The following is a 24,113-nucleotide window of genomic DNA, read 5'->3' as shown; positions in this document are numbered from 1 at the left end:
ATTAGAACAAGACCCAAACTTAGATATCAAACTTAAGGTGCAAGGCTAGATATCAAGATTAGAAACGGTCAATGCATTTTCTTCAATAAAGATACGGCGTGGTTCCACATGATCACCCATCAAGCAGGTAAACATATGATCCGCAGCGATGGCATCTTCGATAGACACACGCAGCATACGACGGTTTTCAGGGTCCATCGTGGTATCCCATAATTGGTCCGCATTCATCTCGCCCAAACCTTTATAACGCTGGACAGATAGGCCACGACGTGCATCGACCATCATCTGTTGCCATAAATAATCAAAGTCTCGTATCGGCATATCTTTACTGCCACTATTGCTCTCACGGCGGATAAAAGCATCGTCCTCAAGCAATGTATTCCATTCACTTGATAAACGTAATAGCTTGCTATACTCACCCGAGTTAATAAAGCTAGCATCTAGTAGATAATGATGGGCTAATTGGTGAACATATACTGTGACGCGTGGTAGCCATTGAGCCTTAGTAGATAAAGCCTCACTATCTGACGCTTCGCCCTCTTCGTTGCCTACTACTGGCGTCATACCCAATAGATCTGCTGCGGCTGCATCCATATTTTTTGGCTGCGGCGCATGGATATTAATCAGTTCAATCTCAGGACTCAGATCGCTACCAAATTGATCAAGCTGAGTCTGCATCGCTGCTTTCCACGATTGCATAGCAGACTCATCATAAGTCATGTCAGTGCTAAGTTTTGGTGTATGCGTTAATGCGTCCAAAATCACCGCTGGGAAACGAATTTGTAAACGTGCTTTGACCAACTGCGTTTGGTTATAGTCGTTAAGCAGTGCTTCAAGAGCTTGTCCAGTAATCGCAGGTGCATCAGCACTGATATGCAGCTTAGTATTATCGATTGTTGAAGACAATAGATATGCTTTGAGTGCTTCATCGTCTTTCAAATATAACTCTTGACGGCCTTTTTTTACTTTATATAGCGGTGGCTGAGCAATATATACATAGCCGCGCTCAATCAATTCAGGCGTTTGACGGAAGAAGAACGTCAATAACAACGTACGAATATGCGATCCATCAACATCGGCATCGGTCATGATGATGATTTTGTGATAGCGTACTTTGTCAGGGTTATATTCGTCAGGACCAATACCACAACCTAATGCAGTAATCAGGTTACCAACTTCAGCAGAAGACAACATTTTGTCAAAGCGAGCACGCTCAACGTTCAGAATTTTACCTTTTAGTGGCAAAATTGCTTGCGTTTTACGACTACGACCTTGTTTAGCCGAGCCACCTGCAGAGTCACCCTCCACAATATAGAGTTCTGAAAGTACAGGATCTTTCTCTTGGCAATCAGCCAGCTTCCCAGGTAGGCCTGCAATATCCAAAGTCGTCTTGCGACGTGTCATCTCACGCGCTTTACGGGCCGCATCACGAGCACGTGCTGCTTCCATAATTTTATTAGCAATGGCTTTACCAGCACTTGGATTCTCTAATAGATAATCATTGAATTTATCGTGCATTGCTGATTCAACAGCAGACTTCACTTCGCTTGAAACCAGCTTATCTTTAGTCTGACTTGAAAACTTTGGATCTGGTACTTTCACAGAGACGATGGCTGTCAATCCTTCACGAGCGTCATCACCAGTTGCAGCAACTTTCTCTTTTTTGAACAAATTTTCGCGATCCATATAGCTATTTAAGCCACGTGTGAGTGCTGATCTGAAACCTGATAAGTGAGTGCCACCATCTTTTTGCGGAATATTGTTAGTGAAACACAATACTTTTTCGTTGTAAGTATCTGACCACTGTAGCGCGACTTCTACGCTGATACCGTCATCTTGTTGACTGGTAAAGTGGAATACTTCGTTGATACCATCTTTGCCTGCATTGATATAGCTGACAAACTCTAGCAAACCACCTTTATGTTCAAACTCATGACGTTTATCAATACGCTCATCAGTCAAAACAATACGCACACCAGAGTTCAAAAATGATAGCTCACGTAAGCGTTTTGCTAAGATATCGTACTCAAAGATTGTACCTGTAAACACATCGGCACTAGGATAGAAGCGAATTTGTGTACCTGTTTTATCGGTTGCTTCCATTTGCTTGATATCACTATCAGGCACACCGTCAGTATAAGTCTGATGATAATGATAGCCTTCACGCCAGATATTCATCTCAAGCTTTTCAGAGAGAGCATTAACTACTGATACCCCTACACCGTGCAAGCCACCTGACACTTTATAGCTATTGTCATCAAACTTACCACCCGCATGCAGAACAGTCATAATAACCTGAGCCGCTGATACACCTTCTTCTGGATGAATATCAACAGGCACACCGCGACCGTTATCCATCACACTGACAGACTCATCTTCGTGAATAACGATATCAATCTGATCACAGTGACCAGCAAGCGCCTCATCAATAGAGTTATCCACTACCTCAAAGACCATATGATGCAAACCTGTGCCATCATCGGTATCACCGATATACATACCAGGGCGCACACGTACAGCCTCTAGCCCACGCAATACACGAATATCTTTAGAACTATAATCAGAAGGTAATACTTCTGAAACTACAGCAGACACAGCAGCTTCAGTGGCACTGTCGTCTATCAATTGCTCGTGGTCAATAGGTAATGAATCACTCATGTACATTCCTTAATCTAGCCATAATCAGCCATTTATAGTTAGCGCATTTATAAAAAATGCACTTCATAATAGCATCTTAAAATTAACATCTATTATTCATAATCTAGAGTGCATATGAGCAGCTAAACCACTAACCACCGTTAGCCTAAAAAAAGCTGCACAGAGTTCAAATTAGCAAATTATTTATTAGTAATAGTCTTTGTTTTTCTAGCCATTGTTAAAACTATTGAAATAAATAAAATGCATACTTATCAAGTATTTACATAAAATCGAAAAATAGAAGTCTTGTTTGAGATGCTATCCAATCAATTGCTGAGCACAGGACAAAAATAAAGGGTTATTTTAACATTTTTTTGCTGCTAAGTCACTGTTTACTGAGAGTTTTACAGCCTGCAGAAGGTTGTCTTAGCATAGCAGCTCTTAAGGAAAATATTGGTCGCTGTCAGCCCAAAGAATGAAAGGTAAAAATATCTGAATAACCATCAAAAACATAAATAAAAATATAAGGTATTAGTCAGTAAGTAGGATTTCACCTTGTTTCACGTGAAACATATTTGGTTGTGACCAGAGTTCATTGACTAAGGGCAAAATATCATCTGTCAGGCTGGTCATAAATACTTGGCAAGGGAGTTTAGCTAGGGTCGACAGAAGTATTTCTATAGCTCTATCATCCAACTCTGCAGTAATATCATCTAGCAGCACAACAGGTGTCGCTCTCGATGATAAATCATCATTAAGTGAATTACTGCTCTCTTTATCATTGAGCAACAGTGGTAGTTGCGATAAACGCAATGCCGTGATGAGCAGCTTCTTTTCACCGCGAGACAATACATTGGCTGCCTGCTCTTTCAAAGTCGGTAATTTGGTTTGAACACTATGTCCTAAAGCTGCTGTTTTAGTATCTGTCGTTTGATTGTCTATAGATACATCAGAACGCCAATGCACATGAATATCAGCACGATGGTTGCCTATACGGGTATACCCCAGTTGCAAATCCTGCTCTAACCGCTCATTAAGCTGCACATCTAGCGCGATACTAGTGTCGTACCCAGCGTTATAGCTTAGGCTCAGTTGCTCAGCATAAGATGGCAATAGCTGTACGATACTCTTGGCAAAATAAGGCTGCCATGCAGTAAATACCTGTTCACGATAATGATGAATCAAGGCAGCATGGTTGCTCAATCCTTTATCCCATGATTTCAGCTCAGCCAACTGTACTTGGGTTAAGTGACGAGTACTTTTTAGCAAACTATTGCGCTGCTTTAGAAGACGTTGATAAGCCATCCACTGCGGATGAAACCCTTGTTTCATGTGAAACACTAACCAATCTAGCAGCTGTCGACGGCTCGCACTTCCTTGCTCCAACATATCCATTGTTGATGGATCTATGAGTAAGGTAGGTAGCTGTTCTGTCAGGATACTCTGATTATAAACAGTGGTCTGATTGAGACGTAAGACAGTCGTAGCATCTGCTTGCTTTTGAATAGCCAAAGTACGACTATCACTGATTTTAGCATGAACTGTTGTATTTTTTTGATGATGCTGGATATAGCGTTTAGGCTGGTGATGGCGAAAGCTCTTACCTCTTGATAACAAAAATATAGATTCAAGCAAAGAGGTTTTTCCGCTACCGTTCGCACCGACAATAACATTGCAAGCAGCAGGCTGTAAGCTAAGTTGTGTAAGATTTCTAAGATGAGATATTTGTAGACGTTCAATCATGGTACCGATAGCCGCCCATTAAAGCCTGCCAATATAGCAGGCAAAAGTTTATTAAAATTAATCTTCAGTACTGGAAATAAAACTCTTTGAAACGTATTACTTCTATTCAATTCCATTTATTTTTAAAGAAAAAGAACACTATATACGCATTGGCATAATGACGTATTGATGGAATTCGTCATTTAGCTGATTGACCAGTACAGAGGCATTAGATTGGCTCATATGCATTTGTAAGTCGCCTTGGATGACACCTAATACATCTTGCAGGTACGCAGCGTTAAATGACAGCTCCATTGGCTCACCTTGATACTTAGCTTGTATCATCTCAACCGCTTCATCCTGCTCAGCATTGTTTGCACGTACTTCGACCATACCATCACTAGCGAAATTAAAGACCACACCACGAGATTTCTCATTACTTAAAATCGCAACACGGCGTAGCACATCTGTCATTTTTTCTTGGTTGAATAACGCCAGTTTATCGGTATTGCTTGGCATCACACGGCGATAATCAGGGAACTTACCATCAATCAAACGCGCCGTAAAAGTCACCATCAAGTTATCGCTCACCTGCCCTGTACTATCTACATCCCCAAACGGCAAGCTTACTTGTAAAAACTCACGCCCAAAGCTCAACGTAACTGCATTGTCTTGATCTCCGAGCATCTTACCAAGCTCGGAAGCCAAGCGCTCAAGTTCAATCACTGCCTTACGTGGCAAGATAGCCTGCATATTAAGATCGGCACTTACATTGATAACACTACGAGCCAATGCCAACCTATGGCCATCAGTCGCTACCGTTGTCAGTTGCTGCTGTGACACATCAAATAGCATACCGGTTAGATAATAGCGTACATCTTGAATCGCCATCGCAAACTGTGTCTTATGAATCAAGTCTGTCAGACGATTACGACTGATAGTCAGAGGTGTAATATTTTCAGGATTACCTAAGCTTGGATAGTCTTCACTTGGTAACGTCCCTAATGTAAAACGGCTCTTACCACTAGTTAACAAGCAGCGCTCATTTGCCTGAGTTGCTAGATTAACTTGCGCCTGTGCAGGTAGCGATTTGCAAATATCCTTTAGCTTAGTTGCAGGAAGCGTCGTGGTACCTGCTTCAACACAAGCACCAGCAGGCAATTTCAATGTCGATGTCAGCTCTACCTCTAAATCTGACGCTGTCAAAACAAGCTCAGATTCTGATAACTGTAGCTTGATATTACCCAATATAACCATATTGTGGCGTTTATCAGCGGCTTTAGCGATCAAGTTGATAGCTTTTAGTAACGATTCTCGATTGATCGATAATTGCATGCTTAGTTACTCTTATTTGAATGATTCTTTTATAAAAAATTGTCGTAATGACTCAATAATACCTTGTCTGCTGATGATAATCTACAAAGCATCCGTGCACTTATATTTTTGATATTATAAACCATCTATCTCTACTAAAACACAATGATATATGGCGACTCTATCCTGCCTGTAACATCAGAGATAGAGTCTTATAATCCTTATCAAACGTAGGATCCGCCGCTCTTAACTCATTTACTTTATCGCAAGCATGCATCACCGTCGTATGGTCACGTCCACCGAACGACTGACCAATTTCAGGGAAGCTATCGCCTGTTAATTCACGCGACAAAGCCATCGCTATTTGACGTGGCCTTGCAATACTACGCGTACGTTTACGTCCCATAATATCTTTGACCGTGACATCATAGTACTCAGCAACTATCTTACGGATGTTATCCATATTCACTGCCTGCACACGCATCGCAACGATGTCTTTTAGTGCGTATTGCACCATCTCAAGCGTAATCTGTGCCCCTGTTAAGTTAGCATTGGCAAACACTTGGTTTAAGGCACCTTCTAAACGTCTGACATTAGAAACCACATTTTGTGCAATGAATAGCGCACATTCCTTTGGTAATGCCATTCCGTATGAGGCCGCTTTTTTCTGCAGAATCTGTACTCGAGTATCAATCTCAGGAGGATCAACAGCGACTGTTAATCCCCAAGAGAATCGTGATCTAAATCGTTCATCAAACTCTGTCATTTGAGAAGGATGGCGATCAGAGGCTAAAATTAACTGTTTATCACCACTAGTAAAATCTGCAAATAATGTTAAAAACTCATTACTACTTTTAGTCTTACCTGCTAATACGTGAATATCATCTACAATTAGTAAGTCTACTCTTTTTATTTTCTTTTTAAAATCTTCTATTTTATTATTTCTTAATGAATAAACTAATTGGTTTATAAATTTTTCAGAAGTGAAATAATAAAAACTTTGATTATTTTTTAAATAACGATGAGCTACAGAATGCATTAAATGCGTTTTTCCCAATCCAGAAGGACCGTATATAAATAAAGGATTGTGACGATTTTTCGATTGGCGCTTACCAAGCTCATAACAAGCCTTGTAAGCCAAGTTATTGGACTTGCCCGTAACGAAGGTTTCAAAGGTGAAGTCAGGATTCAAATAGCTTAGTGACTTTGTATCAGCAGACTCCACTGGCTCAGTATGACGCATGTTCGCGTCGATATCTGCTTTCGCGTTGTTATGATGAATAGATTCAAATTTGTGTTCGGATGGGGTAGGGGAGACCTCGTCTTCTACAAACAAAGAACCTAATTGACCATTATCTTCTTCATTGCGCCCAGCATTATCAACACGTACAACGACCTCTTCAATACTACCTTGACTGTGCTTAGTCACTAATTGCTGAATATCTTGAAGATGATTTTTTTTGATATACGTCACAAAATAATCATTGGGAGCAAGAATGATTAAAGTTTGTGATTCTTGATGAGCTGACAAAGGTCTCAGCCACATAGTAAACACATTATCTTTGACGTTATAACGCAAATCGTTTAGACATTTATCCCAAATATTTACTGTGTCTATCATGAAAAATACTAACCTTATAATCTGAAATAATGGTTACGTTACACCAATATAAATTGCTACTTAAGTCTTGATACTACGTGCAATAACTGACCGCAAAGCTTGAATTAATAACCTATACGAGGCCGTATATTAAGTAGCGGCTAATTTAACACAAACACCCTGTGGATAAAACCTTGTTTTTTGTGGATAATACTGTGGATAGTTTTGTGCATAACTTTAGAAAGCTAGTTATCCATATTTAACCCACAGTTTATCCACAACCTTACCCATAGTCTAGTAAATTGATAAAAAAGAAGAAAACCGACTTAACCACAGATATTCTTGATCCTAATAATAACAATACTATATTTATATTAATTAATTATTATTATAGAGTTTGAGCATAACTGTGGATAACTTTTAAAATTGTACAATAGATAACTATAAAATTTGGTTGACTAGACATAGGTTTTTAAGAAATTTTTTCTACTAAACTAATATTATGTATTTCAGGTTTAGAGAAAGACGAAATTAGTTCATTGACCAAAACCGTACTGAATGGTATAATCCTCCGTTATTACTAATTTAGTCCATTATTTTGATAGGTGAGTTATGAAACGTACATTCCAACCAAGCGTGATCAAGCGTAAACGTACTCACGGTTTCCGTGCTCGTATGGCAACTAAAAAAGGCCGTCAGGTCTTAGCTCGTCGCCGCGCTAAAGGACGTCATCGCCTTACTGTATAATCAGTAGATTGCGATAAGCATGGCTAATAGTGCTTGTTGTGTTCTTATTGTTTATAGATTGCGATAGTCAATCATCACAACTGACACTTAGCCATATATTAAAAGCGCCCACATTGGCGCTTTTTTTGTCTCTATAATTTGTTACTGTTTTTTCTATCATTATCCTACTAGGTTGTACTATGTCCAATACTCTTTCAGATACACCTACAGCTAGTTTTACTAAGCAACAACGTCTGCTTACTCCTGCAGCCTTTCGTGAGGTCTTTGACGCACCTGAACGCAAGATTCATCAGAGTCACTTGATGGCTTTTGTACGTGCCAATGAACATGACCAGCCGCGAGTTGGTATGGCTATCACGAAGCGTAAAGTACCTACTGCTGTGGCTCGAAATCTGATTAAAAGATATGTGCGTGAAGAGTTTCGCACAAAAGCTTTTAAAATGGAAAATAAAGATATTGTTTTTATTATTAAAAAACCTATTAGGGATATAAATAATAAAGAATTAAAAATTCAAATAATTAATATATTTAAAAAAATAGAAAATAAATAAAATGAAATTTTTATTAAAAAATATAAATGAAATATTTTTTAATATTTTATTGTATTTAATAATCTTTTACCAAAAAATAGTCAGTCCTATAATACCTGCTCGTTGTCGCTATTATCCAACATGCTCAAATTATGGCAAACAAGCTTTGGCATGGCATGGTGTTCGTAAAGGTAGTTGGTTGTTGCTAAAACGTCTTAGCAGTTGTCACCCTCTGGGTGGACACGGTGTGGATTTTGTACCCTTGCCTTTAGCTTCTTATAGTTATCAATACGTATCTTCTATTAGTGTGTCAGATACTAATATTCAGGGATTGGGTATCTATCAAGACAATACTAGTTATGTTTCACAGCTTAATCATTTATTGAAATCAATATAAGATCCCTTTCTCTAGCCTCAGGTAGATACCCTATTAAGTTACCCACAAGTTATCCACACTCTTGGTATCATTTGAGACAGATTTTTAGTAAAATGATGCACATTTTATGTAAATGACTACTGATACAGTTGTCTTGTAACAGAACAACTGTGTAACACGGTCATGACACATGCCCTAATTTTTCATTCCCTAATTTTTTAATCTAGGAAAGGTTTATGCAAAAGATATTTCGGGTGATGATCATCATTGCGATGCTAATTACCGCTTATCTGCTGATTTTGGCATGGCGAGATGATTATGCCGATGCTCCAGCGGTAGATGCGGTGCCAGAAACTACGAGTTCGGTAGGTGCTGACATTCCTTCTACTACTGGTGCAGCAGGTGATATCCCGGTACAGACATTACCTGTGGATAACAGTGCTGTGACAGCAACTCCTGCGAAAAACGCTGGTCTAATCACGGTAACAACCGATCGCTATGATATAAAAATCAATCCAGAAGGCGGTGATATTGTTTATGCTGCGCTCAAGCAGTATGACGCAACGCTCGATAGCGATAAGCCTTTCGTACTGTTAGAAAATAACAGTAACCGTGTATATGTGGCTCAATCTGGACTTATTGGTCAGAACGGTATTGATACAGCAGAGGGTAGAGCGACTTATAACCATACTGCTAACAACTATGTAATGGAAGATGGACAGCAAACGTTGTCAGTACCGCTTACTTACAAAAAAGACGGCGTGACGATTACCAAGACGTTCACTTTCACTGAAAACAAATATCCAATCGACATTAGCTATCAGATTCAAAACGCGTCTACCAATGCTTGGCAAGGTCAAATGTTTGCACAGCTAAAGCGTGATGATAGTAAAGATCCTGGTATGTCTGATAAAGGTGCGCTGAGCATGGCGACTTATTTAGGCGGTGCTTGGGGTACACCAGATGATCCTTATAACAAGTTGAAATTTGGTGACTTTAGTGATGGTGAATTGACGACGACCAGCGATAAAGGCTGGGTTGGTATCGTACAGCATTACTTTGTCTCTGCCTGGACGCCTCAAAACTTCACGGGCAAATTCTTTAGCCGCGAAACTGGTAGTGATTACTTTATTGGCTTTAACAGTCAACCAGTAAACGTAGCACCGAACAAGCAAGTTACTTTGAATGCGACGCTATATTCAGGCCCGAAAGTACAGTCTGAGCTTAAAGATGTAGCGGTAGGTCTCAACCAGACAGTTGATTACGGTTTATTATGGCCTATATCTAAAGTCTTGTTCGCTATCTTGGATGGTGTGCACAAAGTAGTGGGTAACTGGGGTTGGTCGATTATTATCCTGACTATCTTGGTTAAAATTGCCTTAATGTGGTTCTCTAATAAGAGCTACTACTCTATGGCAAAAATGCGCGCTATCGCACCAAAACTCAAAGTGCTCAAAGAAGAGCATGGCGATGATCGTATGAAAATGTCACAAGAAATGATGGCAATATATAAAGAAGAAAAGGTCAATCCAATGGCGGGTTGTCTACCTATCTTGATGCAGATGCCAATTTTCTTAGCGCTATATTGGGTATTAGTAGAGAGTGTTGAGCTTCGTCATGCACCATGGATTTTGTGGATTCAAGATCTCTCAGCGATGGATCCATGGTTTATCTTACCATTGCTAATGGGCGCTTCAATGTTTGTACAGCAGCAGCTGAACCCTCAGCCAGCTGATCCAATGCAAGCAAAAGTCATGAAGTTCTTACCGATTATCTTTACAGCGTTTATGTTGTTCTTCCCAGCAGGTTTAGTTCTATATTGGACCGTGAATAACTTGTTTAGTATGACTCAACAATATATCGTTAATAGAAAAGTTGAAGAAGAGCAAAAGCGCCGTACGGTAAAAGTAGTTGATTAACTAGCTTTTTGTAAGAAACATAAAAAACCATCGCGTAAGCGGTGGTTTTTTTATAGGTGGTGGGTAAGTGATAGATTTTATCCACAGCTTATCAACACCAAAACGAAAGTGCGTCTAATACTATCTCCTTTCAAAGTTTGCTTTGTCAGTATGAGTCCAGACGTCTATAATGGAGTTTTTAAACATTGAGAGTAATTGTGGATTCCTTAGAGACAGCATTAGCCAAACCTGATTCTTCTGAAAAGTCTAATACATCCGGATTGGCCACAATTGCTGCGATTGCAACGCCGCTTGGACGAGGCGGTGTAGGTGTTATACGCCTATCAGGCAGTCGTGCTTATGACATGGCATGCGCTTTGACGGGTAAATCTGCTTTTACACCACGCACGGCCAGTTTTTGTCGTTTTTATCAGGCTGACGGCACTGTTATCGATGAAGGGCTGGTCTTGTTCTTCAAGGGACCGCATTCGTTCACAGGTGAGGATGTGATTGAGCTGCAAGGGCATGGTGGAGTTATTTTACAAAACCAACTGCTCTCGCGTGTATTTGAGCTAGGTGCCAAGCAAGCAAGTGCAGGAGAGTTTTCTTACCGTGCCTTTGATAATGATAAATTGGACTTGGTACAAGCAGAAGCAATTGCCGATGCGATCGATGCAACTAGTGCCGCCGCAGCCAGTAGTGCAATTCGCTCACTAAGCGGTGAGTTTTCACAAAAAATCAACCAACTATTAGAACAACTTATTCACTTGCGTTTACATGTTGAAGCTGCGATTGATTTTCCTGATGAAGAAGATGTCGACTTTTTGTCTGATGGAGTCATACAAAGCAAACTCGAGCACACGCAAGATAAAATACAACAAGTCTTAGCAACGGCAAAGCAGGGTCAACTTTTGCGTGATGGTATCCATGTTGTGCTAGCAGGAAGACCAAATGCAGGTAAATCGAGCTTGCTAAACCGTCTTGCAGGGCAGGAGCGTGCTATTGTGACTGATGTCGCTGGTACGACACGTGATACGCTACAAGAGACTGTGGTGCTCAACGGTTTGACACTACATCTCACTGATACGGCAGGCCTACGCGATACAGAGGATACTGTTGAGCGTATTGGTATTGAACGTGCCCGTACTGCCATCACGCAAGCTGATATGCTACTGATGGTCTATGATGTGACTCGTGATGTGGAAGAAGAGAGCACACCGTTACAGCTTGCAGAGCAGTTATTTGGTGAGTTGCCAGAAGCTAAGCGTTTGCTAATCATTGCTAATAAGAGCGACTTATTGAGCGATAGTAGTAATGAAAAAGTCGCTGCTATGACCCAAGCTGAAATCAAGAGCAGAGGTTATGAGCAAGTCAATGTTTCATGTGAAACAGGCGTTGGTATTGATAATTTAGTCGAAGCACTATGTGAAAAAGTAGGTTTTCATCCACCAGAGAATAGCTTAACCGCTCGTACTAGGCATTTAGATGCGCTTAGACGCACAGCTGATTTCTTGGCAGAGGCACATGAACAATTAACGGTATTTGAAGCGGGTGAGTTGGTTGCTGATAGTTTACGTCAGGCCCAGCAAAGTTTAGGTGAAATTACGGGTGAGTTCAGCGCCGATGACTTGTTGGGTAAGATATTCGGCAGCTTTTGTATTGGTAAATAACTAGTAAGTGGTGTTTTTTACTATTTAATAAACTTAGCTATGTTAAAAACACTGCTCTTATGCTCAATCGTAAAATAAGGAAATGCTATGCACTGTCCGTACTGTAATGCGTCAGAGACCAAGGTTATTGACTCACGTCTTGCTGCGGAAGGTGCACAAGTGCGTCGACGCCGTTCGTGTAACAGCTGCCAAGAACGTTTTACGACTTTTGAGATGGTAGAAGTTGTCATGCCAAGGATTATTAAATCGAGTAACAAGATTGAACCTTACGACAATGAAAAGCTGCGCCGTTCTATTTTACTACCTTTACAAAAGCGTCCTATCACTATCGATGAACAAGAGGCGATGATTAGTCGTATAGAAAAGCGTGTCAGGCAGATGGGTGAGCGAGAAATCAGTAGTAAGGTCTTGGGTGAGATCATCATGAGTGAGCTTAAAACTTTAGATGATGTCGCCTATGTACGCTTTGCCAGTGTGTATCGCGACTTTCAAGATATCGATGCCTTTCATCAAGAAATTGCTAATATTCGTCCAAATGAAAAGTAAGCAAACCAACCTAATAAGTAAATTTTAACGGCCAATCAGCTTTCGAACCTTATTTTCTTGTATAGAACCCTCAATCATTTATTAAGCTTAGCCTTATGTCTATTCAAAGCCATGTTCAAGATGCACAAGACCGCTATTTTATGATGCTTGCTATTGAACAAGCGAAGCGCGGTTTGTATACCACTAGACCAAATCCCGCAGTAGGCTGCGTTATTGTTCAGGCAGAGCAGATTGTCGGTCAAGGGTTTCATCCAAAAGCTGGTGAGCCACATGCAGAAGTATTTGCGCTTAAAGAGGCTGGTACACAGGCAGCAGGAGCAACTGCTTACGTAACATTAGAGCCATGTAGTCATACGGGACGTACACCGCCATGTGCGTTGGCGCTTGTTGCTGCTAAGATAAAACGCGTTGTGATTGCGGATCTAGATCCAAATCCGCAGGTTGCAGGACGTGGTGTGAAACTATTAGAGCAAGCTGGAATTGCAGTAACGGTCGGTATTTTGACAGAGCAGGCAGAAGCATTAAACCGCGGTTTTCTAAAAGCTATGCGCACTCAAATGCCCTATGTACGATTGAAAATAGCGACCAGTTTAGACGGCCGTACAGCAATGGCATCTGGTGAATCAAAGTGGATTACCTCGACAGCTGCCCGCGAAGATGTTCAAAAACTACGAGCACAAAGTGGCGCGATTATCACAGGCAGTGAAACCGTAATAACTGATAATCCACAACTCAATGTGCGCTCAAGACAACTGGATGTACCATCTGAGAAAATACCTAATCCCAAAATAGTCATACTTGATAGGCGTCAGCGTTTAAAGTACAGTCTACAGTCTGATTATCAGCTGTGTCGGCATCCAGATACTATCTACTGGCACGAAGATGATTTGTCGGCGTTGTTAGCCAAACTGGTTAGTGAGCATCAATGCTATGACGTGTTAGTGGAGGCAGGTTCTAGTGTCGCAGGTGGTTTTTTAAGTCAACAGTTGGTAGACGAGCTAATCGTTTATCAGGCACCTTGTCTGCTAGGTGACCAAGCACGTCCAATGGTTAACTTCAATCCTATCTCCCTTGCTCAGCAGTTACGTTTTGATATCGAAAATTATCAACAGCTTGGCCCAGATCTCAAATTAACTTTATTACCTTTATAAATATTTTTTGTGTAATCATACTATCCACAGCTTCTGGAAATAAGACTAGGATGTGGATAAATAATTTATTGGTTTTTATGTTTCACATGGAACTGTGTATAGCTTTGTTTCACATGAAACAGGGAATATGCATTTATCTTGATTTTTCTACTAAATACTTAACAGAATCAATATTTTATGTATTTTTTATTAGTTTTTCATGTTCCACGAAAAATTTGCATCTATTGTGGATAACTATGTATTCATAAAGACTTTTAGATATATCTCTATTGATTTATCCTTACTTATCCACAATCTATCCTATTGAAGGTCAAATCTAATAATGTTTAATTGTCAGATATTTGAACAAATTGTGATAAAGAATTGATAAACTAAAATATTCGCCTATGACGGCAATACTGTGATGAGATGAGGGTGATATGTTTACTGGAATTATAGAAAGCGTTGGAACAGTTAAGTCCATGCAGGCAACAGGCGGTGACATACGTTTGACAGTAGAGTCTGATGACTTAGATTTCAGTGACGTGAAGCTAGGTGATTCTATTGCATCAAATGGTATTTGTTTAACTGTGGTGGAGCTTGGAAGTAACCACTACTCTGTGGATGTCTCACGTGAAACTATTGCTAGAACAGCGTTAGAAGGGTTAAAAGCAGGGCACACGGTCAATCTAGAAAAAGCCATGCTACCAACCACTCGTTTTGGTGGTCATATCGTTGCAGGTCATGTAGATGGGGTAGGGGTGGTTAGTAAACTACAACAAGATGCTCGCTCTATCTATATTGAGATTGAGATACCACAAGAGCTGGCACATTATACAGCGACTAAAGGATCTATCACGGTAGATGGTATTAGCCTGACAACAAATTTGGTGCGTGATAATATCGTCTCTTTAAATATTATCCCGCATACTGCTCAAGTGACAAATATTGCTAAGCATTGGTTAGTAGGTAATAAGGTCAATATCGAAGTAGATATCGTTGCGCGTTATCTAGAACGTCTATTAAATAAATCTCAATCTGACGGTATGAATACGTCAAGCCCGCAAAGTAAAATCACAGAGTCATTTTTGGCAGATAATGGGTTTATGAAATAACCACTAAGCTTACAAAGATGACCTCTTCGTACCAAGCGTTTACCCCTTTCGATATTGCTTAAACTGAGTGATATCGAAAGGGTGTTTTTTATTTGTTTTTAAAATTTATTGTATAAAACTCTGCAAAACGGATTCTAAATCTTTCTTGCTAATGGGTTTGGATAAGAACTCATCCATACCTACTTGCATACAAGCCTCGCGATCTTCTTCTGTATTATTTGCAGTTAGCGCCACAATAGGTATTTTATCACCTTGTGAACGAATCACTTGTGTGGCCTGTAAGCCATCCATAACAGGCATTCGGCAGTCCATCAAAATCAAAGAAATCTCTTCGCGCTGGCTTTTGAGTTTTTCAAGTGCTTGCTGTCCGTCTTCTGCAACAATACTACGATAACCGAGTTTACTTAACATCTTGCAGGCTATTTTTTGGTTAGTAGGACTATCTTCTGCGACCAAAATTAGTGGAGGCAAAGCTTCTTTTTCAGATATATCTTCTTCCACAAAAGATGGACTGCTGTCATATTGATGTTTGACTAGTATGTTTAATTTTTTCCTTGCAGACAAGGATAAGCGTAGCAGCTCAGAAAGTAGTAAGCTTGCATCCAAGGGTTTGGTTAAAAATCCATCATATCGTCCCAGTAAAGTAGAGGGGATATGCCTCTCAGGTTTCATGCTAAGTAATATCTTTGGTAATGAAGGCGTAGCGACTAGGTCGTTTAACACTTCCTGTTGCTCACTATACTTGTTGCTCGCATGAGCTGATGAGGTGATAGATTGGCTGTACTCATAATCTAATAACAAAACAGGAATGACGGTTTGCTCGTCTTGTTTTAATTTGTTTTTTAGCTGCTGGACAGTGGCTCTCTCTAAAATGCTGTAGGTAGTCACGGATATCGTTAAGTACTCGCATAAACGTTGTAAATGTTTAGCAACTAGAGGTTGATTGATGATAGCGATCAGATGAATATGGGGTAGCTGCGAACAACGATGATATACCGACTGAAAAGTGGAATGAGGATAAGGAAGGTAAAGGTTAAATATCGTTTCTTTATCCACCGTAGTGTTTAGTTCGATAAAACCGCCAAGTAACTTAGCGAAGCTATTGGCATCATTCAAGCCAATATTACTGTCTTCAACTAAGTTGTGATTGGTTTGGTCACTGTCTTGATTCAAGATGTTAACTAATTGATTTTGTCTCTCAGGAGTAATGGCTGCTCCAGTGTCTTTTACGCTAAACCGAATCCAATAAGGTGTCTGCGCAGGTATTGTAGGGTCATTGTCAGGAGTTAAATACTGATTGCTTACTCGCGTTACTTTATCTTCAGATAAACGATCCACAGTGAGCGCGACATAGCCTGACGTTGTAAAGCTAATGGCGTTTTTCAACAGGTTTAATAGGATATGGTGCAGTCGAATGTAATCAGTTTCGATATAACGAGGACAGTCTGGCGCAAAGAAGTAGATCAATTCTAACCCTTGTTGTCTTATTTCTTTTGTGACTAAATTACTAACCTTTTTGCTTACCTTATAAATATCAACCGTTTCGATACTTAGATGTGTTTTTCTGACTTCAACTTCTTCTGTCGCTAACGTGTCATTGAGTGTCGCTAGCATCTTTTGACTGGTTGCAATCAATGTATTTAGAGTTTTTTTGCCTTGATCCGTCAATGTTGAAGGGTCGATGGGCTCTAACGAATCAATTATCTTCTCTAGTGGTAGCCTTAACTTACGACCTATAAATGCTCGGGCTTCGTTTGATTCATTAATTTGTAATTGCAGTTGTTGGTTGTGCAGCTGTAATTGTTCAATTTGATTGGTAAATTCATCAATATTACTAAGAAGTACCGTAAAGCCGTGAGCTTGCCCGTGTTCACCAAACCATGGGGTGACGTGTAGTTGGTAGGCTTGTTTGTTTTCCAAGCCGTAAACTATGAGTGTACGAGTAACGCGTAGACTCGAGATGTTTTGTAAGAGTATTTGAGTGGCCTCATCTTTCCCTTCAACGAAATCAGTCAGCTGATAGCTCTGCTCCTTCTGCGTAGAAGGAGTGAATACCTGTTCAAAACGCTGATTGTAGAAACTGATTTTATCATGACGTATGCTCATCAACATCGGTAAGGGTGCTTGATCAACTAAACGTTCTAAACGATGCGTCAACGTTTTGATACGCCGATAGTCATTATGCATTTGGTAGCTAGCGCGACTTAGTGCATGACCTAAAAGCATGAACTCGGTAGTAGATTTTTTCTGTAAGAAAGGCGGTGGCGCATAGGACTCTTTGGCGCGATTACTCAAATTATCGGTATAGATCAGTAATTGTTCCCAGTTGGTTCGACGATTAAGTACATAAAGTAGTGCCATAAAGAAAAGTACGATGGCTACCATTAAAGGGAGCCAATAATGGTAGGATACCCAGTCGATATCAAAAGGTTCGTGACGCAATATGATGTAAATCTGATGTCCGCTGTTTAGGTTAATTGTTCCTGTTAATTCATTGCTGTTGACTGTGTAAGAGCTATGATCATTGCTGTTAGAAGTTGATGTACCAATAGTAGGAAAAGTAACGGTAGAAAAAGCAGACTCATTGGGACGGGTATTATGATGAATATAGGTTTGTCCAGAAGGCATCATTAAAATCAGTTGGTAACTGATGCGGTCAAAAGTAGGTTGTTCTAAGATTTTCTTTATTTCATTATCTACAGGCGCTGCATGCTCAACGATATTGTGCTGTAAAGAATGAAACGTATCTATACTGTGTTGCTCGCTATGTTTCTGCAACCCATCAAACAGTGTGACATAGTACAACAGCAACATAACCATTAGAGATAAGGTATAAAAAATCAATAAGCGCTGTAAGGACTGATACTGTTGCATGAAAGCGTTGCCCTATCTCGACACGAAAAATATAGTGAAACTAAAATGAGGTTTCTACATACAGAAAGTGGATTATACGATAGCTAGATTGCCTAAAGGTATAAATGCTTACTTCTATTTATAGCAGAATAACAGCTCTCTGTTTATAGAGAGTGGTTGTTAACATCAAATTGTTTTGTAAAAGATATAAATAGAACATTTAATATTCTTTATATTATGAGGATAAACCATGTCATCGGTTATCATGAAGTGAGGCCATTACAATCATGGCACTGCGCCGTAAACTCACCTATAATGAACAAATAAACCTTATATAATGTATGACTATGACTACTCCCACCTTTGATACATCCAATTCGTTCACTGACCATGATACCCCAACTACTTATCGATTGAGGGTAGTATTTGCAGGGACACCTGAATTTGCAGCTATCAGTCTATCAGCATTGATCGATCAGCAGGAAGCACTCAATATAGAGATAGTCGCTGTTTATACGCAGCCTGATCGTAAAGCAGGCCGTGGTCAAAAACTGTCAGCCTCTGCGGTAAAAGAGGTGGCATTGGCACACGATATCGCTGTAGAGCAACCAACCACCTTTAAGAAATCTAGCACAGAAGGAATGGCTGCACGGCAAACGCTACGCACCTATCAGCCAGATGTGATGATTGTCGCCGCTTACGGATTGATCCTACCTATTGGTGTGTTAAATACGCCTACTCATGGTTGCTTAAACATTCATGCTTCATTACTACCACGATGGCGCGGCGCTGCACCAATACACCGCGCGCTGTTGGCTGGCGATGATGAAACAGGCATTACCATTATGCAGATGGATAAGGGCTTAGATACTGGCAATATGATTTACAAAACCAGCGCTCGTATTGAGGCTGATGATACTGCTGCCAGTCTCCACGATAAAATGGCTGAGCTTGGTGCGGATGCCGTTAGCACTGTATTACAAGATTTGCCGCATTATCAAGCACAGGCTGTGGTTCAAGATGAGAGTCAGGCTAACTATGCTGAAAAACTGGTCAAAGCCGAAGGTGAAATTGACTGGTCGCAGTCTGCCGCTGCTATTGAACGCCAAATCCGAGGGCTGACACCATGGCCAGGTGCATATACTTTCCTCGCAGGGCAACGTGTCAAAATATTGGCTAGTCTGCCTGTCAATACGTCGCAGCCAACCAATGAGGCTGCTGGAACGGTTATCAGTGTCGGTCGCAAAGCGATTCTAGTCGCTTGTGGTAAAGAGAGCGAAGCTGAATCAACAGCTACTACGTTAGCCATTACTCGCTTACAGTTTGCGGGTGGTAAGCCAATGACTGCTGAGCAAGTTTGCCACGGCAATCAATTAAACGATGGCGATCAATTTACGACAGAATCAAAATAACTTTTACTTATATTTAACCTACTTGCACAAGACGCTATCGATCATACGTCAAGGAAATAAAATTTAATGAGACAAAACAGTACTGCGCCTAGAAACAATAAGCTCAAACCATCAAGCAACCTTATTATGAATGGTAGCGTACGCGTGCGTGTGATTCGTACCTTACTGGCTATCCAAAATGGCCAGTCACTCTCAAGCGTCCTCGACCCATTACTAAATAGTCTGCACGATGGTGATAAAGGTTTTGCCCATGCGTTACTACTCACGACATTACGTCAGTGGCATGCGCTGGCACGTTTGCTCGATACGCTAGCAGACAACCCGATTGATGAGGTAGAAGTTCGTACCACTATTCAAGTAGGTTTAGTGCAATTGCTGTATTTGGAAGTGGCTGACCATGCTGCGATTCATGAAACCGTTGAAGCAGCAAAAGAGATTGGATTTGCTCACTCTACTGGTCTAGTCAATGCTATTTTGCGCAAAGTCGCTAAGAACCCAAGTAAGTTTCGTAAGAAGTGCGATAAAAAGCATAGCCTACCGAATTGGCTTGCTTATCAGCTTAAGCAAGACTGGAGCGAGCAGTATGATGAGTTAACACAAGGCTTACGCCAATCAGCTCCGATGTTTTTACGAGTAAACTCGTCGGTTACGTCGGTAGAAGATTATCATCATGCACTGTATGGTGCAGAAGTTGATGCTGACATCGTTGAACTAACGAGTGGTTTTAAATTATTGAACGCGTCAGAGTCTGCTACGGCTACAACACTATCAACCAAAGGTCTTAGACTACATCAAAGCACGGCCGTTAACGCATTGCCTGAATTTGCCCAAGGAACTGCTAGCGTCCAAGACATGCATGCCCAGCTAGCAGCACCGATTATCAACAAAGCATTGATGGCTAAGCTCAGGGCTGATATAAACAGTTCTGAAGTTGCCGACATTGATGGTACTGATAGCGATAGTACTGGAAAAGGAATACATATTTTAGATGCCTGTGCGGCACCTGGTGGCAAACTTGCTCATTGGTTAGAACTCATAAGTGCTAATGATCAATCATCGTTGTTTCACGTGAAACAAGATAATGCTAAAACATCATCTGTGACTACTAATCTCAAAGTAACAGCTATTGATAATGAAGCACCACGTATTGAGCGTATTTGTGAGAATTTACAGCGTTTGAATTTAAGTCAGCATGATTTGCAGCAAGCAGAGAAAAGTGTCGCACTTAACATCGTTTGTGCCGATGCGACCAGATGGCAGCATGGAAAAAATAAAAAAGCGGCTACTAATGAGCCAGTATTTGATGCGATATTATTGGACTCTCCTTGTACCGCGACTGGGGTGATTCGTCGTCATCCTGATATCAGTATCCTGCGTACTGAAGAGGATGTTGAGCAAACGGCACTATTGCAAGCAGACATTTTGCATAATCTATGGCCACAACTCAAAGCTGGTGGCTATCTGCTGTATGTAACGTGTTCTATCTTAAAACAAGAGAACGTCGAGCAAATGCAGGACTTCATCACTCATCATAATGATGCGGTAGTGATTGAGTTTACAGAGGATTGCAACTGGGGTATCGGACAAGCGATTGGTCGACAGTGCTTACCGATTGATAGCGCAAGTGGCGATGGTTTTTATTATGCGTTGCTACAAAAAACAGCTGAATAAAACGTTTTTAACTATTGAATAACATTATTGTAGACAGGACAAGCTAATGAAATATATCAGTACTCGTGGTCAGACAGCGCCGATGGACTTTAGTGATGTGCTTTTGATGGGTCTTGCCCCAGATGGCGGTCTGATGCTGCCTGAGCAGTACCCAAACATCGGTAGTGCAACCCTCAATGAGTGGCGTACGCTAAGCTATCCGCAGCTTGCTATGGCGATTATGCAGCATTTTGCCACTGATATTCCTACGGCTGATTTGCAAGATATTATTGAACGTACTTATACTGCTGAGGTATTTGGTAGTGAAGAGATTGTTCCTGTCCGCAAACTTGAAGACAGTTTATACATTCTAGGACTATCAAATGGTCCAACACTAGCATTTAAAGACGTTGCGATGCAGTTCTTAGGTAATGCCTTTGAATATGTGCTCAAGAAAAAAGACGCGCGTATCACCATCATTGGTGCGACCAGTGGTGACACAGGTAGTGCAGCAGAGTACGCATTGCGTGGTAAAGAAAACATTGAAGTCTTTATGCTGTCACCTCATGGCAAAATGAGTGAATTCCAACGTGCGCAGATGTATAGCTTGACTGATACTAATATCCATAATATCGCTATCGATGGTATGTTTGATGATTGTCAGGATATTGTCAAAGCGCTACAGCAAGATGCTGAGTTTAAGGCAACTTATAATCTAGGCACGGTAAACTCAATCAACTGGGGCCGTATCCTAGCGCAGATTGTTTACTATTTTAAAGCCTACTTCGCTGTGACTTCAAACAATGATGAAAAAGTCAGCTTTAGTGTACCATCGGGCAATTTCGGTAATATCTGTGCTGGTCATATCGCTCGTGAAATGGGGCTACCAATTGACCGTTTGATTGTCGCAACCAATGAAAACGATGTATTGAATGACTTCTTTAACCAAGGCGCATACCAACCGCGTCCGACTGAAAAAACCTATGTAACGTCAAGTCCTTCAATGGATATTTCAAAAGCCTCTAATTTTGAGCGTTTTGTGTACCTATTATTGGATAAAGACAGTGCGCGTGTTCATGAGTTATTTGACGGCGTAAAATCAGGTCGAGGGTTTGACTTATCCGACTTGATGGAGACGGTCAATAACCGTTATGGATTTGCTGCTGGTAAATCTACTCATAACGACCGCCTACAAACTATCAAATCGCTTTATGAGCAACATGGTGAATTGGTTGATCCACATACTGCAGACGGAATTAAAGTCGCCAAAGAGTTGCAGCTAGATGATGAGATCATAGTTTGTGCAGAGACGGCACTACCAGTTAAATTTGCTGACACTATCGTAGAATCGGTAGGTCACATAGACATTGAGCGTCCAGCGCATACCAAAGGTTTGGAAGACCTACCACAGCATGTGGTTGTATTAGGTAACGAGGCCGAGCTAGTCGCTGAGCAAATTCGTCAACATGTCACACCGAATCCTGCTTAGGTAGTTAAGGCTTTTGGGCCTATCGTCGATAAAAAAGTGTCCACGCAAAAGTTACACTATTGTAATAAAGTGTTTATGATTGTGTTATGGTAGATATAATTGTAATATTAAAAAATAGCGCCAGCAAGTCATCATTGTGCTAGGCGCTTTTTTAGGAATTATTCTAGCCAATTATGCTAAACAGTTACCCTATAGTTACTATGAGAACTTTTTTTATAAATTGCTGATAATATTGATTATTTACTAATTTAAAAAATATCTACAGTGATAAATAAAATACGACTTTTCATAGCAAACATAATGGTACATATTGTGGATATAACGATGAAGATGAGCTTAAAAAAAATAGCAAAAGCACTACTGATTACGACGTTTAGTAGCGCCATGTTGATGAGCACAGCTCAAGCAAACAACCCTCCACCTGCTATCAAAGCTGATGCGCCTAATCGTTATACTATCAAAAAAGGCGATACCTTATGGGATATCTCAGGTCGCTACCTAGATAGCCCGTGGCGCTGGACAGAAATCTGGGCAACCAATAAGCAAATCAAAAATCCAAACCTTATCTATCCTAATGACGTTCTTATCTTATGTGTGATTCAAGGTAAAACACTGATAGGCGTTGACACAGGTAAAGGCTGTGCTGGCATTGAAAAACAGCTTAATGGGAATGTAGGTACAAGTACGCTCGCGATTACCTCAACCGCTAATAGCGTTCCTCCGATTCCGTGGTCAGCGGTTCAGCATTGGCTTGATAAAACGCTTATCGTTGATCCCCAAGACTTCAATACTACGCCCTATATTTTAGCGTCTAAAAATCGTAACTTGATTACCGCTAGCGGTGATAAGGTCTATGCTAAAGGTGTCCCACTTATCGTGGGTCAGCGTTACGGAGTTTACCGTGAGGGTGAGCTATACGTGGACCCTAAGACCCAAGAAATGATTGGCCTAGAAGTTACACAAGTAGCGACGGGTCTTGTTACGTCTACAGAGAGTAATGGTGTGACTAGCTTGCAGCTTATCGATAGCTATGGCAAAGAAGTACGCGAAGGAGATCGCGTATTTGTAGAGTTAGACAACGCTATTCCGCCTGTCTTTTATCCAACGCCTGCGAGTGTCAGTCGTGGTGGTATGATTGTACGTGTGATGGATTCTATCAGCTCGGCTGCGAAGGGCAGTGTGGTCGCTATCAATTTGGGTAGTTTGCAGGGTGCTAAGCCAGGTGATGTGCTGACGGTTTATCAAAAAGGACCTTTGGTACGTGATACTAAGGACAACGATACGCCTGTACGTCTACCAAACGAGCCTAGCGGTATGGTGATGGTTTTCAATACTTTTGATCACATCAGCTATGCTTATGTACTAGACTCTGAGTTACCACTTAATATTGGTGATCAGTTATTGCCACCTCCTTATTTATAAAT

The 24,113-nt window shown here is 40.8% G+C and carries 17 protein-coding genes; 12 read left to right on the top strand and 5 right to left on the bottom strand.

The genetic code is table 11. The annotated features are described in order from the left end of the window. Positions 1 to 45 precede the first annotated feature (45 nt). From gyrB to dnaA, 4 genes are all read right to left on the bottom strand, one after another. Positions 46 to 2,658, bottom strand: a complete 2,613-nt coding sequence (gene gyrB / locus ACT3QQ_RS09650; protein WP_444527842.1) for a DNA topoisomerase (ATP-hydrolyzing) subunit B — start codon at positions 2,656 to 2,658, stop codon at positions 46 to 48. Between the two features lie 510 nt (positions 2,659 to 3,168). Then, positions 3,169 to 4,380: a DNA replication/repair protein RecF gene (gene recF, locus ACT3QQ_RS09645; protein ID WP_444527841.1), complete on the bottom strand. Its 1,212-nt coding sequence runs from the start codon at positions 4,378 to 4,380 to the stop codon at positions 3,169 to 3,171. A gap of 138 nt (positions 4,381 to 4,518) precedes the next feature. Further along, positions 4,519 to 5,694 carry a DNA polymerase III subunit beta gene (dnaN, locus tag ACT3QQ_RS09640; protein WP_444527840.1) on the bottom strand — a complete coding sequence of 392 codons (1,176 nt, stop codon included), beginning with the start codon at positions 5,692 to 5,694 and terminating at the stop codon, positions 4,519 to 4,521. Positions 5,695 to 5,854: 160 nt separating this feature from the next. Next, entirely contained in the window at positions 5,855 to 7,294 is a 1,440-nt protein-coding gene (dnaA, locus tag ACT3QQ_RS09635) for a chromosomal replication initiator protein DnaA (protein ID WP_444527839.1), read from the bottom strand. A 591-nt stretch (positions 7,295 to 7,885) separates the two neighbouring features. Here dnaA and rpmH point away from each other — a divergent pair. The 8 genes from rpmH (at position 7,886) to ACT3QQ_RS09595 (ending at position 15,285) form a co-directional block, all read left to right on the top strand. Continuing rightward, positions 7,886 to 8,020, top strand: coding sequence for a 50S ribosomal protein L34 (gene rpmH / locus ACT3QQ_RS09630; RefSeq protein ID WP_007394757.1), 135 nt, complete (start codon positions 7,886 to 7,888; stop codon positions 8,018 to 8,020). Between the two features lie 179 nt (positions 8,021 to 8,199). Then, the gene (gene rnpA, locus ACT3QQ_RS09625) at positions 8,200 to 8,571 is read left to right on the top strand and encodes a ribonuclease P protein component (RefSeq protein WP_444527838.1); all 372 of its coding nucleotides are present in this window, start codon (positions 8,200 to 8,202) and stop codon (positions 8,569 to 8,571) included. Position 8,572: 1 nt separating this feature from the next. Further along, positions 8,573 to 8,947 carry a membrane protein insertion efficiency factor YidD gene (gene yidD, locus ACT3QQ_RS09620; RefSeq protein ID WP_444527837.1) on the top strand — a complete coding sequence of 125 codons (375 nt, stop codon included), beginning with the start codon at positions 8,573 to 8,575 and terminating at the stop codon, positions 8,945 to 8,947. A gap of 215 nt (positions 8,948 to 9,162) precedes the next feature. Beyond that, positions 9,163 to 10,845, top strand: coding sequence for a membrane protein insertase YidC (gene yidC, locus ACT3QQ_RS09615; protein WP_444520055.1), 1,683 nt, complete (start codon positions 9,163 to 9,165; stop codon positions 10,843 to 10,845). Positions 10,846 to 11,105: 260 nt separating this feature from the next. Then, complete coding sequence (gene mnmE, locus ACT3QQ_RS09610; RefSeq protein ID WP_444527853.1) at positions 11,106 to 12,494, top strand: tRNA uridine-5-carboxymethylaminomethyl(34) synthesis GTPase MnmE; 1,389 nt, start codon at positions 11,106 to 11,108, stop codon at positions 12,492 to 12,494. An 87-nt stretch (positions 12,495 to 12,581) separates the two neighbouring features. Next, positions 12,582 to 13,040 carry a transcriptional regulator NrdR gene (gene nrdR, locus ACT3QQ_RS09605; protein ID WP_057762240.1) on the top strand — a complete coding sequence of 153 codons (459 nt, stop codon included), beginning with the start codon at positions 12,582 to 12,584 and terminating at the stop codon, positions 13,038 to 13,040. Positions 13,041 to 13,135: 95 nt separating this feature from the next. Next, positions 13,136 to 14,191, top strand: a complete 1,056-nt coding sequence (ribD, locus tag ACT3QQ_RS09600) for a bifunctional diaminohydroxyphosphoribosylaminopyrimidine deaminase/5-amino-6-(5-phosphoribosylamino)uracil reductase RibD (protein WP_444527836.1) — start codon at positions 13,136 to 13,138, stop codon at positions 14,189 to 14,191. Positions 14,192 to 14,610: 419 nt separating this feature from the next. After that, a complete protein-coding gene (locus ACT3QQ_RS09595; protein WP_444527835.1) occupies positions 14,611 to 15,285 on the top strand; it encodes a riboflavin synthase in 675 nt (224 codons plus the stop codon). 105 nt (positions 15,286 to 15,390) lie between these two features. Here ACT3QQ_RS09595 and ACT3QQ_RS09590 read toward each other — a convergent pair whose 3' ends face one another. Continuing rightward, positions 15,391 to 18,159, bottom strand: a complete 2,769-nt coding sequence (locus ACT3QQ_RS09590) for a response regulator (RefSeq protein WP_444527834.1) — start codon at positions 18,157 to 18,159, stop codon at positions 15,391 to 15,393. A gap of 326 nt (positions 18,160 to 18,485) precedes the next feature. Between ACT3QQ_RS09590 and fmt the strand changes: the two genes are divergently transcribed. From fmt to ACT3QQ_RS09570, 4 genes are all read left to right on the top strand, one after another. Further along, positions 18,486 to 19,550 (top strand): methionyl-tRNA formyltransferase, encoded by a 1,065-nt coding sequence (gene fmt, locus ACT3QQ_RS09585; protein WP_444527833.1) that lies wholly within the window; start codon positions 18,486 to 18,488, stop codon positions 19,548 to 19,550. Positions 19,551 to 19,616: 66 nt separating this feature from the next. Next, complete coding sequence (locus ACT3QQ_RS09580) at positions 19,617 to 21,221, top strand: transcription antitermination factor NusB (RefSeq protein WP_444527832.1); 1,605 nt, start codon at positions 19,617 to 19,619, stop codon at positions 21,219 to 21,221. 46 nt (positions 21,222 to 21,267) lie between these two features. Next, complete coding sequence (gene thrC / locus ACT3QQ_RS09575; protein WP_444527831.1) at positions 21,268 to 22,689, top strand: threonine synthase; 1,422 nt, start codon at positions 21,268 to 21,270, stop codon at positions 22,687 to 22,689. Between the two features lie 324 nt (positions 22,690 to 23,013). Next, positions 23,014 to 24,111, top strand: coding sequence for a LysM peptidoglycan-binding domain-containing protein (locus ACT3QQ_RS09570; protein ID WP_444527830.1), 1,098 nt, complete (start codon positions 23,014 to 23,016; stop codon positions 24,109 to 24,111). Positions 24,112 to 24,113 lie beyond the last annotated feature (2 nt).

It is taken from the genome of Psychrobacter sp. AOP7-A1-24 (assembly GCF_052376235.1).
In the GTDB taxonomy this organism is placed as follows: domain Bacteria; phylum Pseudomonadota; class Gammaproteobacteria; order Pseudomonadales; family Moraxellaceae; genus Psychrobacter.
Note: the sequence above shows the minus strand (reverse complement) of the source record. Positions and strands in the feature narration are given on the sequence as shown.

What these genes read in the sequence shown, in the direction of transcription:
- gyrB (WP_444527842.1), bottom strand. Translation starts at nt 2,658, where the DNA reads ATGAGTGATTCATTACCTATTGACCACGAGCAATTGATAGACGACAGT.
- recF (WP_444527841.1), bottom strand. Translation starts at nt 4,380, where the DNA reads ATGATTGAACGTCTACAAATATCTCATCTTAGAAATCTTACACAACTT.
- dnaN (WP_444527840.1), bottom strand. Translation starts at nt 5,694, where the DNA reads ATGCAATTATCGATCAATCGAGAATCGTTACTAAAAGCTATCAACTTG.
- dnaA (WP_444527839.1), bottom strand. Translation starts at nt 7,294, where the DNA reads ATGATAGACACAGTAAATATTTGGGATAAATGTCTAAACGATTTGCGT.
- rpmH (WP_007394757.1), top strand. Translation starts at nt 7,886, where the DNA reads ATGAAACGTACATTCCAACCAAGCGTGATCAAGCGTAAACGTACTCAC.
- rnpA (WP_444527838.1), top strand. Translation starts at nt 8,200, where the DNA reads ATGTCCAATACTCTTTCAGATACACCTACAGCTAGTTTTACTAAGCAA.
- yidD (WP_444527837.1), top strand. Translation starts at nt 8,573, where the DNA reads ATGAAATTTTTATTAAAAAATATAAATGAAATATTTTTTAATATTTTA.
- yidC (WP_444520055.1), top strand. Translation starts at nt 9,163, where the DNA reads ATGCAAAAGATATTTCGGGTGATGATCATCATTGCGATGCTAATTACC.
- nrdR (WP_057762240.1), top strand. Translation starts at nt 12,582, where the DNA reads ATGCACTGTCCGTACTGTAATGCGTCAGAGACCAAGGTTATTGACTCA.
- ribD (WP_444527836.1), top strand. Translation starts at nt 13,136, where the DNA reads ATGTCTATTCAAAGCCATGTTCAAGATGCACAAGACCGCTATTTTATG.
- ACT3QQ_RS09595 (WP_444527835.1), top strand. Translation starts at nt 14,611, where the DNA reads ATGTTTACTGGAATTATAGAAAGCGTTGGAACAGTTAAGTCCATGCAG.
- ACT3QQ_RS09590 (WP_444527834.1), bottom strand. Translation starts at nt 18,159, where the DNA reads ATGCAACAGTATCAGTCCTTACAGCGCTTATTGATTTTTTATACCTTA.
- fmt (WP_444527833.1), top strand. Translation starts at nt 18,486, where the DNA reads ATGACTACTCCCACCTTTGATACATCCAATTCGTTCACTGACCATGAT.
- ACT3QQ_RS09580 (WP_444527832.1), top strand. Translation starts at nt 19,617, where the DNA reads ATGAGACAAAACAGTACTGCGCCTAGAAACAATAAGCTCAAACCATCA.
- thrC (WP_444527831.1), top strand. Translation starts at nt 21,268, where the DNA reads ATGAAATATATCAGTACTCGTGGTCAGACAGCGCCGATGGACTTTAGT.
- ACT3QQ_RS09570 (WP_444527830.1), top strand. Translation starts at nt 23,014, where the DNA reads ATGAAGATGAGCTTAAAAAAAATAGCAAAAGCACTACTGATTACGACG.